General features: G+C 74.1%; 16 protein-coding genes. 7 read left to right on the top strand and 9 right to left on the bottom strand.

The genetic code is table 11. The features are described from left to right. Positions 1–778, bottom strand: a 778-nt coding sequence (locus CCN39_RS36835) for an FUSC family protein (RefSeq protein ID WP_086850012.1), incomplete at its 3' end; no start/stop codon positions are given. A 236-nt stretch (positions 779–1,014) separates the two neighbouring features. Further along, on the bottom strand, positions 1,015–2,358 hold the full coding sequence (locus CCN39_RS36840; RefSeq protein WP_086849989.1) for an aldehyde dehydrogenase family protein: 1,344 nt from the start codon (positions 2,356–2,358) through the stop codon (positions 1,015–1,017). A gap of 84 nt (positions 2,359–2,442) precedes the next feature. On the opposite strand from CCN39_RS36840, the gene CCN39_RS36845 reads away from it, so the two are divergent. Then, positions 2,443–3,921 carry an HAD-IIIA family hydrolase gene (locus CCN39_RS36845; RefSeq protein WP_086849991.1) on the top strand — a complete coding sequence of 493 codons (1,479 nt, stop codon included), beginning with the start codon at positions 2,443–2,445 and terminating at the stop codon, positions 3,919–3,921. Then, entirely contained in the window at positions 3,918–4,961 is a 1,044-nt protein-coding gene (locus CCN39_RS36850) for a glycosyltransferase family 9 protein (protein WP_086849993.1), read from the top strand. The genes CCN39_RS36845 and CCN39_RS36850 overlap by 4 nt, the downstream gene beginning before the upstream one ends. Before the next feature lie 36 nt (positions 4,962–4,997). On the opposite strand, the gene CCN39_RS36855 is transcribed toward CCN39_RS36850, so the two are convergent. Continuing rightward, positions 4,998–5,186, bottom strand: a complete 189-nt coding sequence (locus CCN39_RS36855) for a DUF2795 domain-containing protein (protein ID WP_086849994.1) — start codon at positions 5,184–5,186, stop codon at positions 4,998–5,000. Between the two features lie 59 nt (positions 5,187–5,245). Then, positions 5,246–6,265, bottom strand: a complete 1,020-nt coding sequence (locus CCN39_RS36860; RefSeq protein WP_086849996.1) for a Ppx/GppA family phosphatase — start codon at positions 6,263–6,265, stop codon at positions 5,246–5,248. A 78-nt stretch (positions 6,266–6,343) separates the two neighbouring features. On the opposite strand from CCN39_RS36860, the gene CCN39_RS36865 reads away from it, so the two are divergent. From CCN39_RS36865 to CCN39_RS36880, 5 genes are all read left to right on the top strand, one after another. Then, on the top strand, positions 6,344–7,168 hold the full coding sequence (locus tag CCN39_RS36865; RefSeq protein ID WP_086849998.1) for an SDR family oxidoreductase: 825 nt from the start codon (positions 6,344–6,346) through the stop codon (positions 7,166–7,168). Positions 7,169–7,319: 151 nt separating this feature from the next. Continuing rightward, the gene (locus tag CCN39_RS36870) at positions 7,320–7,763 is read left to right on the top strand and encodes a DUF4383 domain-containing protein (RefSeq protein ID WP_086850000.1); all 444 of its coding nucleotides are present in this window, start codon (positions 7,320–7,322) and stop codon (positions 7,761–7,763) included. A 62-nt stretch (positions 7,764–7,825) separates the two neighbouring features. Further along, on the top strand, positions 7,826–7,993 hold the full coding sequence (locus tag CCN39_RS50865; protein WP_167455292.1) for a hypothetical protein: 168 nt from the start codon (positions 7,826–7,828) through the stop codon (positions 7,991–7,993). Then, a complete protein-coding gene (locus tag CCN39_RS36875; RefSeq protein ID WP_086850002.1) occupies positions 7,990–8,421 on the top strand; it encodes a hypothetical protein in 432 nt (143 codons plus the stop codon). The genes CCN39_RS50865 and CCN39_RS36875 overlap by 4 nt, the downstream gene beginning before the upstream one ends. After that, positions 8,418–8,780 (top strand): VOC family protein, encoded by a 363-nt coding sequence (locus tag CCN39_RS36880; protein ID WP_086850004.1) that lies wholly within the window; start codon positions 8,418–8,420, stop codon positions 8,778–8,780. Before CCN39_RS36875 ends, CCN39_RS36880 begins: the two co-directional genes overlap by 4 nt. Before the next feature lies 1 nt (position 8,781). Here CCN39_RS36880 and CCN39_RS36885 read toward each other — a convergent pair whose 3' ends face one another. The 5 genes from CCN39_RS36885 to CCN39_RS36905 form a co-directional block, all read right to left on the bottom strand. Then, positions 8,782–9,294, bottom strand: a complete 513-nt coding sequence (locus CCN39_RS36885) for a GNAT family N-acetyltransferase (protein WP_208630551.1) — start codon at positions 9,292–9,294, stop codon at positions 8,782–8,784. Positions 9,295–9,387: 93 nt separating this feature from the next. Beyond that, positions 9,388–9,810 (bottom strand): DUF6292 family protein, encoded by a 423-nt coding sequence (locus CCN39_RS36890; protein ID WP_086850006.1) that lies wholly within the window; start codon positions 9,808–9,810, stop codon positions 9,388–9,390. An 83-nt stretch (positions 9,811–9,893) separates the two neighbouring features. After that, the gene (locus CCN39_RS36895) at positions 9,894–10,544 is read right to left on the bottom strand and encodes a phosphoribosyltransferase (protein WP_086850008.1); all 651 of its coding nucleotides are present in this window, start codon (positions 10,542–10,544) and stop codon (positions 9,894–9,896) included. Between the two features lie 4 nt (positions 10,545–10,548). After that, entirely contained in the window at positions 10,549–10,887 is a 339-nt protein-coding gene (locus tag CCN39_RS36900; RefSeq protein ID WP_086850009.1) for a hypothetical protein, read from the bottom strand. A gap of 29 nt (positions 10,888–10,916) precedes the next feature. Further along, positions 10,917–11,453, bottom strand: coding sequence for a copper resistance CopC family protein (locus tag CCN39_RS36905; RefSeq protein ID WP_086850010.1), 537 nt, complete (start codon positions 11,451–11,453; stop codon positions 10,917–10,919). Positions 11,454–11,916: the final 463 nt, after the last annotated feature.

The following is an 11,916-nucleotide window of genomic DNA, read 5'->3' on the forward strand; positions in this document are numbered from 1 at the left end:
CGGCGGGCCGCCCGCGCCGGAGGTTCAGCATCCGCCCTTCCCGCGTCAGGCCGACGGCTTCTTCGGCCGCCAGCACCAGGCTGCGCGTGTCCTGCTCGCGGGACCGCAGGTGCTCGAGGTCTTCCGGCGGCTCGTCCCGGCGGATCAGGTCGGACAGCGACTCGAGGAGGGCCGCGAGCGCTTTCCCGAGCCGCCCGGCGGCCGCGGCGAGCCGTTCCCCGTAGAGCGGCGGGAAGATCAGGGTGTTGACGGCGACGCCGATGGCCGCGCCCAGCGCGGTTTCCAGGAGGCGGTCGCCGAGCAGCACGGGTTCGCGGGCGGTGCCGTAGGAGATGACGAGCATGCCGGTGACGCCGACCCAGACGCCGGCATCCCCGAACCGCCGCCAGCTCCCGGCCAGCAGCCCGAGAAAGACCACGGCGGCGAGAGCGACGGCTTGCCACGGGATGAAGTGCCCGGCCACGGCGGCGAGGAGGACCCCGGACGCGACGGACCCGACCTGCTGGATCCACCCGCGAAGCGACCGGTAAACGGTGGCTTCGACGAGGAAGACGGCGGCATAGGGAGCGAGGAAGGGCTGCGGCAGGTGCAGCACCAGGGTGGCGAGCAGCCAGGCGGCGGTCGCGGCGAGGGTGGCTTTGGCGCTCTGGACGAGAACCCGCCGCTCCCGGCCGGGGAGACGGAGGGCACGCGCAATCCAGCCGGCGGGGGTGCGGTCACGGGGTTCACTGTCCTCGGCGGCCCCGGCACCCGCGGCACCGCGGTCGAGGCGGAGCATCCGCGTGAAGCGGCTCGCCGAGGCGCGGTCCGCCCCGCCTGAAGCGCCGTCCTGCTGCCCGGACCGGGCCGCGCGAGCCCGGCCGCCGCGATCCGCCCCGCCCGAAGCGCCGTCGCCCCGCACCTCACCGGCGGAAGCCCGTCCACGCCGGTCCCCCGCCGCGGACGCCTCACCACCCGGATCCGCGTCCTCCCCCGAGCCCGGCCGGCGCTCTCCCTGTCTCTCCCGCTGTCCGGTCATGCCGGCGGGGCGATGTGCACGAGCTTCGTCTGGGTCATCTCGTCGAGCAGCTCCGGCCCGTACCCGTAGCCGTTGCCGCTCCGGCCGCGCGGGTGCGCCGCCCCACCTGGGGCGCCGCCGAACACGTTGTTCACCTTGACCGTCCCTGCCGGGAGCTCGCGCCACGCGCGCTGGGCGTGGGCCATCGAGGCCGTCAGCACCGTCGCCGCCAGGCCGTACTCGCCCTTCGCCGCTTCCGCCAGGCCCTCGTCGAAGCTCTCCACCACGCGGACCGGCGCCACCGGGCCGAACGTCTCCTCCGTCATCACCCGCAAGTCCGGCCCGCAGCCGGTCAGCACCGTCGCCGGGTAGTGCGCGCCGGGGCCGTCCGGGACCGCGCCGCCGGTCAACAGCCGCGCGCCGCGGGAGACCGCGTCGGACACGTGGGACTGCACGTGGTCGCGGTGCCGCCGGTCCACCAGCGGCGCGAGCGTGCGCGTCTCGGCCTCCTTCACCAGCGCCGCCAGGAACGGCTCGGCGATCGCCGAGCACACGTAGATCCGCTCGACCGCCACGCAGATCTGCCCCGAGTTGGCGAACGCCCCCAGCGCCGCCTGGCCGGCCGCCCACACCGGGTCGACGTCCTCGTCGATCACCAGCGGGTCGTTACCACCGTTCTCCAGCAACGTCTTCGCGCCCGTCGCGGCCGCGCTCGCGGCGATCGACCGGCCGGTCGCCGTGCTCCCCACATGGGCGATGACGTCGACATCGGAGCGCATCGCCAGGATCGCGCCGACACCGCCGTCGCCGTGCAGGGTCTGCAGCACGCCGTCCGGGAACACGCCGCCGAGGACCTCGCCGAGCAGCTGCCCGGTGTGCGGCGCGCGCTCGCTCGGCTTGTGCACCACCGTGTTCCCGGTCGCCAGCGCCGCACCCAGGAGCCCGCAGGCGACCGCGACCGGGTCGTTCCACGGCGTCAGCGCCACGACCACCCCGCGCGGTTCGGGCACCATCAGGTCCGTCGCGCCGACGTCGCCGAGCAGGCTGCGGCCGCGGTGGACCGGGCCGAGCTCGGCGTACTGGGCCAAGGTGCCCGCCCCGGCGAGCACGCCTTCGCGGGCTTCGTCGCGGGGCTTGCCGGTCTCGGCTTCGTTCGTCTCCGCCAGCTCGTCGGCGCGGGCCCGCAGCCGTTCCGCCGCGGTGTGCAGCAGCGCCCCGCGCTCGGCGGCCGGCGTCCGGGCCCACGGCGTCCGGCGGGCCAGCGCGAGCGCCGCGTCGATTTCGTCTTCGCCCGCGGCCGGCACAGCGCCCACCACGCTGCCGTCGGCCGGGTTCCGGATCTCGATCGTCCCCGCGGTCATCCGCACCTCCTTGTCGTCGCCCGGCGGTTACCCGGGCGCGACGGCTTCGACACGCCGTTTGATCAGCCCCGCCCGGGGTAACCGGTGCCGGTGACGCTCGACTACACCGTGGTGATCCCCACGACGGGCCGGGAGACACTTCGGCCGCTGCTGGAAACCCTGCTGACCGGCCCGGACCCGCGGCCGGCGGAAATCCTCGTCGTCGACGACCGCCCGGACGGGCCCGCGCTGGACGTCCCCGACGGCGTCCGCGTGCTCCGCTCCGGCGGGCGCGGGCCGGCCGCGGCGCGGAACCTCGGCTGGCGCACCGCGAAGAGCGAGTGGATCGCGTTCGTCGACGACGACGTCGTGCTCGCCCCCGACTGGCCGCGGCAGCTCGAAGCCGACCTCGGCTCGCTGCCGCCGGAAGTGGCCGCCTCCCAGGGCCGGATCACCGTCCCGCTGCCGGCGGACCGACGGCCCACGGACGACGAGCGCGGCACCGCGGGCCTCGAACACGCACGGTGGATCACCGCCGACATGGCCTACCGCCGCCGCGCGCTCGTCGAAGCGGGTGGCTTCGACGAGCGGTTCCCGCGCGCCTTCCGCGAGGATTCCGACCTCGCCCTGCGTGTCGCCGAAGCCGGGCACCGGATCGACCAGGGCGAACGGCTGACCACGCACCCCGCCCGGCGGGCCGGGTTCTTCTACAGCCTCAAAGCCCAGCGTGGCAACGCCGACAACGCATTGATGCGAGCCAAGCACGGCGTGCTCTGGCGGCAGCGCACCGGCGCCGGACCGGGACGGCTCGGCCTGCACACACTGTCCACAGTGGCCGGTCTGGCCGCACTGGCGCTGCCGCTGGTCAAACAGCGCGGGAAAGCCCTGCTCGCGGCCGGCGTCTGGGCCGGGCTGACGGCGGAGTTCGCCACCCGCCGGATCCTGCCCGGCCCGCGGACGCCGGGCGAGGTGGCGCGCATGGTCGTCACCAGCGCCCTGATCCCGCCCGCCGCGTGCTACCACCGGCTGCGCGGGGAGATCGCGGCCCGGCGGCCCCGGCCCCCGGTGGCGGTGCTGTTCGACCGGGACGACACGCTCATCGTCGACGTCCCCTACCTGAACGACCCGGACGGCGTCCGCCCGGTGCCCGGCGCGGTCGAGCTCGTCCGGGCGCTGCGGGAGCGCGGGATCCCGGTCGGCGTGGTGAGCAACCAGTCCGGTGTCGCGAAAGGACTGATCACCCCCGAGCAGCTCGACGCGGTCAACGCCCGCGTCCAGGAGCTCTTCGGCCCGTTCGGCACCTGGCAGGTCTGCGTCCACGACGACGGCGACGGCTGCGCGTGCCGCAAGCCCGCTCCCGGCATGGTGTTGCGGGCCGCCGGCGAGCTCGGCGTCGATCCCGCGTCCTGTGTGGTCATCGGCGACACCGGCGCCGACGTCGACGCCGCGCTCGCGGCCGGCGCCCGGGCCGTGCTGGTGCCGACCGACCGCACGCTCGAACCGGAGATCACCCGGGCCCGCCGGCACGCCGCCGTCGCCCGCGACCTGTCCGAGGCGCTGCGCGTCGCCGGGGTCGCCGGATGACCCGGGTGCTCGTCGCCCGCCAGGACAACCTCGGGGACGTCCTGCTCGCCGGGCCCTGCGTCCGCGCGGTCGCCGCGTCCGGAGCCGAGGTGACGCTGCTGACCGGACCGCACGGCCGCGCCGCCGGCGAACTGCTGCCGGGCGTGACCGACGTGCTCACCTGGACCGCCCCCTGGATCGACCCCGAACCGCCGCCGGTGACCGCCGAGGACACCGGGGCGTTCGTGTCGCTGATCCGATCGAAGTCGTTCGACCGGGCGCTGATCCTGACGTCGTTCCACCAGTCCCCGCTGCCGCTCGCGCTCCTGCTGCGCCAAGCCGGTGTGCCGTGGATCGGCGCGATCTCCGAGGACTACCCGGGCAGCCTGCTCGACCTGCGCCACCACGTCGACGGCGATCCGCCGGAGCCGGTCCGCATGCTCTCACTCGCCGAAGCGGCCGGGTTCGCGCTGCCGCCGGACGACCACGGCGCCCTGGCGTTGCGACGCCCGTTGCCGGACACCTCCCGGCTGACCGGCGGCGGAGCGTACGTCGTCGTGCACCCCGCGGCCTCGGTGCCTGCCCGGCAGCCGTCGGCGGCCTGGAGCCGCGAGACGGTGCGCGCCCTGGCGGCCGACGGGCACCGGGTGCTGGTGACGGGCGCGCCCTCCGAACGCGCCCTGACCCAGGAGGTGGCCGGCACGTCGGCGGTGAACCTCGGCGGCCGGACGTCCCTGGCGCAGCTGGCGGCGGTGCTGTCCGGCGCCCAGGTCGTGGTGGCGCCGAACACGGGCCCCGCGCACCTGGCCGCGGCGGCGGGCACGCCGGTGGTTTCGCTGTTCGCCCCGGTGGTGCCGCAGGAAAGGTGGGCGCCGTACGGCGTGCCCACGGTGGTGCTCGGTGACCAGCACGCCCCTTGCCGGGCGACGCGCGCGCGGGTCTGCCCGGTCCCGGGCCACCCCTGCCTCGACACGATCGACCCCGCCGACGTCTGCCGCGCGGTGACGGCACTGGCGCAGCCCGGCGCCGTCGTTCCGGAGATTGCCGGGATGTCGCGGTGAACGCGGCCCGGGCGCACCTGCCCGGGCCGCGGATCGTCAGCCGCCGATCTCCTTGCTCACGCCGCTGGGGCCCTCGTAGGTCCGGTCCGGCAGGCCGCGCACGACGTCCAGGGTGCCCGGGTCCGCGCCGTTCTTCTCGGCGGCGCGCACCAGGTCGTCGCGCTTGGCCGGGTAGTCGACGCCGGACAGGTACTTCTGCAGTTCGATCGGGTTCGGCTTGCTCACGGAGCTCTCCTTCCGTTCCGGGAACCGCGCGATTACCCCGTCCGGACGCCGGCACACGCTCAGGACGGCACCGGCTGCTCCTCCGCCGGGTGCAGCCGGCGCACGGTGGCGTCCGGGTGGCGCGTCAGCGGCTGCAGCGGCAACGGCGTCGATTCGGCGAGCTGTTCCAGGTGGCGCAACAGGATTCCCTCGCGCAACGCCCACGGGCACACCTCGACGCTCGGAACGTCCAGCGCCGTCAGCGTCACCTCCGCCGCCACCGCGCCGGCCACCACCTGCCGGGCCCGCGGCTTCGAAATGCCGCGCAACCCCGCCCGTTCCGCCGCCGGGACGCGGGCCAGCCGCGGGATCCACCCGCGCACGTCCGCGACCACCAGTTCCCGGGTGACGAACGGGCCCTTGCGCTGCGGTGGGGCGCCGGTCAGGCGGGCCAGCTGCTTGAACGTCTTCGACGTCGCGACGACCCGGCGCGGCGGGCCCTCCCAGCGCAGCCGGTCCAGCACCTCGGACAGGGTGTCGCGGACGTGCCGGCGCAGGGCCTTCACCTGCTTGCGCGTCGGCGGGTCGGCGGTGAGGAATTCGCGGGTCAGCCGGCCGGCGCCCAGCGGGAGCGAGACGGCCAGCTCGGGCTCGACGTCCCGGCCGAGCACCAGCTCCATCGATCCGCCGCCGATGTCGATCAGCAGCAGCCGCCCGGCCGACCACCCGTACCAGCGGCGCGCGGCGAAGTAGGTCAGCCGCGCCTCCTGCTCGCCGGAGAGGAACTGGGGCCGGATCCCGGCGCCCGCCTGGATGCGGTCGATCACCTCGTCGCGGTTCACCGCGTCGCGCACGGCCGCGGTGACGAAGGGGTACAGCTGGTCGACGCCGAGCCGCACCGCCGCGTCCACCGCCCGGCGCACCGCGGCCGTCACCCGCTCGATCCCGTCGTCGCTGAGCGTCCCGTCGGGCCGCAGCTCTTCGGCGAGCAGCGTCGGTTCCTTCACCGCGTGCGCCGGGAGCGGCGGGGCTCCGGCGGCTACGTCCACCACCTGCAGCTGGGCCGAATTCGACCCGATGTCCAGCACCGCGAGTCTCATCGGGACGGGATACCCAGCGGCCGCCGGGTTTAGTCCCCGGCGGGGGTGGTAGCCGACGGGGAACGAAAGGAGAGGCCCGTGTCGCTCCCGGCCCCGCTGCCCGCCGAAGCCGCTTCGCCGCGGCGCGCCGTCGTCACCGGTGCCGACTCCGGCATCGGCCGCGCGGTCGTCGCCGCCCTCGCCGGCGGCGGCCTGGACGTGGGCATCACCTACCACTCCGACGCCGACGGCGCGGAGGAAACCGCTGCCGAGGCCCGGTCGCACGGGGTGACCGCACACGTCCGCAAGCTCGACCTGACCGAGTTGCCCGGCGCCGCCGACGTCGTCGACGCGTTCGCCGGAGACCTGGGTGGCATCGACGTCCTGGTCAACTGCTCCGGCACCGGCAGCAGCGAGCTCGCCGTGGACCTCGACTACGAGAAGTGGCGCCAGGTCCTCGACGTCGACCTCGACGGCGTCTTCCTGCTTTCCCAGCGCGCCGCCCGGCACATGATCGACGCCGGCCACGGCGGCCGGATCATCACCATCACCAGCGTCCACGAGCACGTGCCGCGCGTCGGCGCCGCGCCCTACTGCGCCGCGAAGGCCGGGGCGGGCGCGCTGACCCAGGTGCTCGCCCTCGAGCTGGCCGAACACGGCATCACCGTGAATTCGGTGGCGCCCGGGGAGATCTCGACGCCGATGACCGGCCAGACCGACGCCGACCCGCGCGAGCAGGACCGGCCCGGCATCCCGCTCGGCCGCCCCGGCCACGCCGCCGAGGTGGCGGCCGCGGTCGCGTTCCTGGCCACGCCGGCGGCCGGCTACATCACCGGCACGTCGCTCGTCGTCGACGGCGGCCTGCTGCTGATGGGAGCCCAGCACGGGACCGCTCACCGCGGTCACGACTGGCGTTCCCCCTGAGACCAGGGGCCCGCGTCCTGGCTGCAGGGACCGGCGCGGGTCCCGGCCGCGGGCCGGACGGCGGACCTCCCAGCCCGTCGTCCGGCCCCTTCCACTTGTCCGTTTTCCGCACGCGTGACGGGGTATCCGGCCGCGGAAGGAAGGAGAACACATGTCTTCCGCCGAATCCCGGTCCCGCACCCCGGCGTCCTGGCTCCGGCCGGTCGTCGCCGTCCTCGGGCTGCTCTACCTCGTGCTGGGGATCGCCGGGTTCCTGACCCCGGAAACCGCCGCGGTCGGCCACGAGACCGGCCGCGCCGTCTGGATCTTCAGCGTGACGCCGTTGCTCAACCTCGTCCACGCGGCGGTCGGGGTGCTCGGACTGCTCGCCGCGACCCGGCGCACCGGCTCGATCATCTACTGCTGGGTGCTGTTCGTCGGCTTCACCGGGATGACCGCGTACGGCATCCTCGCCACCGCGCTGGTCAACCCCGAAGACCCGATCAACCTGAACTGGGCGGACAACTGGCTGCACGGGCTGACCGCGGCCGCCGGGCTGGTGCTCGGCATCGTCGCCGCGCGGGCGGTCAACCGGACCGCCGCGCGCTCCCGGTGAGCCCGTTTCGGCGCGCGATCACCGGGTAGTCCCAGGGGGACACCGCGTCAAGGGAGGTTTCCATGCACCGCGAAAGCGACCGGCACTCGCCCCGGGAGGACGACGCGATGAAGGCCGAACTGCAGGGGACCTTGCAGGGCAACGGGCCGTCCCGCGCCGAGCAGTGGCGGGACCCCGAGCTCCCGGCCGACGACGAAGCGGACGTCCCGCCGTTGGGCGGCGGAGCATGACCACGGGTGCAGCGGCGGCGGTGGGTGAACCCGCCGTCGTCGTGCACTACCGGCTCCACGCGGAGTTCGCCGTCGGATTCCCGCCGGTGCGCCGGTTCCTGGGTCCGCGCGCCGGTCTGGAACTGGACGCCGCCGGCCTGCGCGTCCGGTTCGGACCGTGGCTGGTCGAGACCCCGTTGAGCAATCTCGCCGGTGCCGAAGCCACCGGCCCGTACCGCGCCTTTCGCGTCTTCGGTGTCCGGCTTTCCCTGGCCGATCGCGGCCTGACCTTCGGGACGACGACGCGAGGTGGTGTGTGCCTCCGGTTCCGGGAGCCCGTCCGGGGTATCGACCCGTGGGGCCTGCTCCGCCACCCCGGGCTGACGGTGACGGTGTCCGAACCGGAACTGGTCGCCGAAGCCATCAACCGGATCGTGGCGGACTCGTGACCGCGGCGCGCATCCTGGCCGTGGCGGTCGACTGCCGTCAGCCCGACCTGCTGGCCGAGTTCTGGTCCGCGGCGCTCGGCACCGCGAAAACCCGCACGTGGACCGACTCCCACGGGCTCACCTACCGCCAGCTCGACTTCGGCGACGGCCCGGCGCTGCTGTTCCAGCCGGTGCCCGAGGGCAAGACGGTGAAGAACCGGCTGCACCTGGATCTGGCGCCGGTGGAGGGCGATCAGCGGGCCGAGGTCGAACGCCTGGTGATGCTCGGGGCGAAGGTCCTCGACGACCCGCCCGACGACCCGTGGATCGTGCTCGCCGACCCGGAGGGCAACGAGTTCTGTGTGCTGCCGGCCCGCTGATTCAGGCCCGGCCCTCCGGCAGGCCATCGGACAGGCTCCTCCGCGTGAGGTGGATGATCCGCTCGCCGGTTCCGAGAAGTCCGGTACGACCGCTGGGACGGAAACCGCACCGGCCATAAAGGCGGAGGGCGCGCTGGTTGCCTTCTCCGGTCCACAGTTGCAGGAGTGCCTGGCCTCGGCGGACGGCCTGCTTGCCCACAGCGTCGAGCAAGAGTTCTCCGATCCGGTTTCCCCAGTGGTCGGGACGGACGAAGACCATGGAAATGTGACACAAACCCGGCAGGATTTCGCCGGTCCCGTCCCGGTCCCTGCCCGGCTCGGCCAGCGCCATGCCCCCGAGTTCGCCGGAGCATTCGGTGACGATGACCAGTGCGGCCGGATCGGCCAGCTTGGCCTGGACACGGGCGATGCGTTCCTGGCCGGGCACTTTGCCCCGGGCGGTGTTGGCGAGCTGCCAAACGTCCAGAGCGTCGGCGCGGTCGCCTGGCCGGGCAAGGCGGGTCACGTTCGTCACCGAGTCATCGTGGCTCCGAGCGGCGTGCTCCCTCAAGCCGATGAAGGTGTCGGCAACGGGGCAACGAGTTCGGTGTGCTGCCGGCCCGCTGATTCAGGCTTGACCGACCGGGTCGCCGGCGTAGGCGGCCAGGCGGTCGTCGAATCCGTCGGCGGTGCCGGGTCTGCGGAAATCCGGCGGATCCGGGCGGCCGGGGTACTTCTCGCCGTACAGGCCGGTCACGAAGTCCACGACGGCTTCCGGCGGCGGCAGGACGTCTTCGCCCAGGTAGGCCAGCACGATGACTTCGTCGCCACTCGAGGACTCGACCCCCGCGGCCCAGCCGTCGCGTTCGTCCCACAGCAGCGCCAGCTCATGGTCCGGGAAGCGCGCGAGCCGACGCTCCAACGCGACATACGCCCCGGCCGGGACGTCCACCTCGCAGAACCAGGCGGGCGCGTTCAGCTTGGCCGCGACGGCCAGCAGGTACTGCCGCAGCCCACGCGCCGCCGCGCCGAGCCCGTCCCGTTCGCTCATCCCGCTCCCACCTCTTCGGTCGGTGACCCCATCGGGTGATACCCCGTCACCCACCCGGTCAATCCGGGGTGCCTCGGGTGGAGTCACGGCGTGAGCAGGGCCAGGACGTCGTCGTCATCCAGCTGGCGGAAATCGGCGTACCACTGGCCGACCGCGCGAAAATCCGGCGGTTCGGCGACGCAGACGACTTCGTCCGCCTCACGCAGTATCCGCGCGGCCGCGCCGGGAGCAGCGACGGGTGCCGCGAAGACGAGCGTCCGGGGCCGGGCCGCGCGGACGTCACGCAACGCCGCCGTCGCGGTGACGCCGGTCGCGAGCCCGTCGTCGACGAGGACGACGTCACGGCCGGTGAGGCCGGCGGGCTCGCGGCCGGTGCGGTACCGCTCGAGCCGGCGGCGTGCCTCCGCCCGTTCCCGGGTCTCGGCCTGGGCCATCCGCGCGGCGGTCAGCTTCAGCGCACGCAGGCCCGCCTCGTCGTAGAACGCCGGGCCGTCCGGGGTGACCGCGCCGACGCCGAACTCGCGGTGGCCGGGCGCGCCGATCTTGCGGGCGACCGCGACGTCCAGTTCCGCGCCGAGCCACCGCGCGACCACGGCGGCCACCGGCACCCCGCCGCGGGCGAGCCCGAGCACGACCGGATCGGCCCAAGCCCGGCGCCGCAGTTCCCCCGCGAGCCGTCGCCCGCCGTCCTCCCGGTCGGCGAAGATCCGCGAACGAGCCGGCCACGCGGGCATCAGGTCACGGGCGCCACTCGGCGCGCCAGTCGGGGTGGGCTTCGTACACCGACGCGATGAGCTTGACGGACGCGTCGTCGTGCGCGTCCCGGATCTCGCGGCGCAGGAACTCGGCCTTTTCGGCGAACGGCACCGGGTGCCGGTCCTCCATCGCCTCGACCGGCCCGCCGGCGAGCAGCAGCCCGTCGCCCTCGTCGGCGTACATGATCCGCAGCCGCCCGCGCCGTTCGGCCTCGTCGATCAGCGGCAGTTCACCCGCCCGGACGCGCTCTTCGTCCTCCGCGAGCCGGGCGAGCACGAATTCGTCGAGCTTCGCGGTCGTGGTGTCGTCGAGATTCGTCATGGGCCCGGGATACCCGCCCGGGCATGGGCTCAAGCGTCCGCGCGGCTCAGCCGCCGGGCCACCGCGTACCCGGTGCCGAGCAGGACGGCGCCGCCGGTGATCCACGGCCACAGCGGCACCCGGTCCCCGGTGCCCGGGCGCGCCACCGCCGCCGCGACCGGTGCCGCGCCTTCCGGGCCCGCCACGGTGAGGTGGAACGGGACGGTGCCGGACACCGGGTGGCCGTCGGCGGAGGTGACGCGGTACCGGATGGTGTAGGCGCCGGCCGGTCCGAGCGGGCGCACCGGCGCGGAAACCCGGGCGTCCACAACGGACGCCGGACCGGCCTCCCAGTGCGAAGCGCCGTCCGGCCCGAGCACCGCGAGTTCGGTGAACCGGTTCTCCACCGGCTCGTTGAACTCGAGCACCACCTCGGCCGGGCTCGCGGCGACCGACGCGCCCGCGGCCGGTGAGCTGGAGACCAGCACGCTGTGCGCGTCCGCCACGGGCGCGCACAGCAGGACCGCGCCGGCCGCGGCCGCCAGCGCGGCGGCGATCCGGACCGGGTAAGACCAGCGGGAAGTCATGGTTTCTCGCCTTCTCGGGAATTCGAGCGACGAACCGAACCGTAGCGAGCGGATCCGGCGCCGCGACGGAAGGCCGTGAAACGGCTGTGTTAAGCAATTCTCACCGCCACGGCGGATCGGCACCGGACAACCGGACAAACCGGGCCATTACTCCGACAGTCCGCACCGCTGGCCATCCGAACAGCGCAACAAACCGGCCTTTCGGCCCAGCATCTCACCGCGCCAGGCCGCCGACATGTCACCGGACTTTACCTGTCCTTCACGCGGAGAACACCCTGCGAAACGTGCCGGCTGGTTTATTGCTCCCACATCCCGCTCTTTCCCCGCCGCTCCGGAATTGCCCGCGAACCTTTCCCGGAAGCGCTTTCCCGTTCTTTGGAGGACGAAACCGTGCGAGGACCCGCCCTGCGCCGTGACCACGTCATCGCCGCGAGCCTGGCCGGCGCGGTCGTGGTCGTCGTCG

Source organism: Amycolatopsis kentuckyensis, assembly GCF_002155975.1.
GTDB lineage: Bacteria > Actinomycetota > Actinomycetes > Mycobacteriales > Pseudonocardiaceae > Amycolatopsis > Amycolatopsis kentuckyensis.

What these genes read in the sequence shown, in the direction of transcription:
- CCN39_RS36840 (WP_086849989.1), bottom strand. Translation starts at nt 2,358, where the DNA reads ATGACCGCGGGGACGATCGAGATCCGGAACCCGGCCGACGGCAGCGTG.
- CCN39_RS36850 (WP_086849993.1), top strand. Translation starts at nt 3,918, where the DNA reads ATGACCCGGGTGCTCGTCGCCCGCCAGGACAACCTCGGGGACGTCCTG.
- CCN39_RS36860 (WP_086849996.1), bottom strand. Translation starts at nt 6,265, where the DNA reads ATGAGACTCGCGGTGCTGGACATCGGGTCGAATTCGGCCCAGCTGCAG.
- CCN39_RS36870 (WP_086850000.1), top strand. Translation starts at nt 7,320, where the DNA reads ATGTCTTCCGCCGAATCCCGGTCCCGCACCCCGGCGTCCTGGCTCCGG.
- CCN39_RS50865 (WP_167455292.1), top strand. Translation starts at nt 7,826, where the DNA reads ATGCACCGCGAAAGCGACCGGCACTCGCCCCGGGAGGACGACGCGATG.
- CCN39_RS36875 (WP_086850002.1), top strand. Translation starts at nt 7,990, where the DNA reads ATGACCACGGGTGCAGCGGCGGCGGTGGGTGAACCCGCCGTCGTCGTG.
- CCN39_RS36890 (WP_086850006.1), bottom strand. Translation starts at nt 9,810, where the DNA reads ATGAGCGAACGGGACGGGCTCGGCGCGGCGGCGCGTGGGCTGCGGCAG.
- CCN39_RS36895 (WP_086850008.1), bottom strand. Translation starts at nt 10,544, where the DNA reads ATGCCCGCGTGGCCGGCTCGTTCGCGGATCTTCGCCGACCGGGAGGAC.
- CCN39_RS36900 (WP_086850009.1), bottom strand. Translation starts at nt 10,887, where the DNA reads ATGACGAATCTCGACGACACCACGACCGCGAAGCTCGACGAATTCGTG.
- CCN39_RS36905 (WP_086850010.1), bottom strand. Translation starts at nt 11,453, where the DNA reads ATGACTTCCCGCTGGTCTTACCCGGTCCGGATCGCCGCCGCGCTGGCG.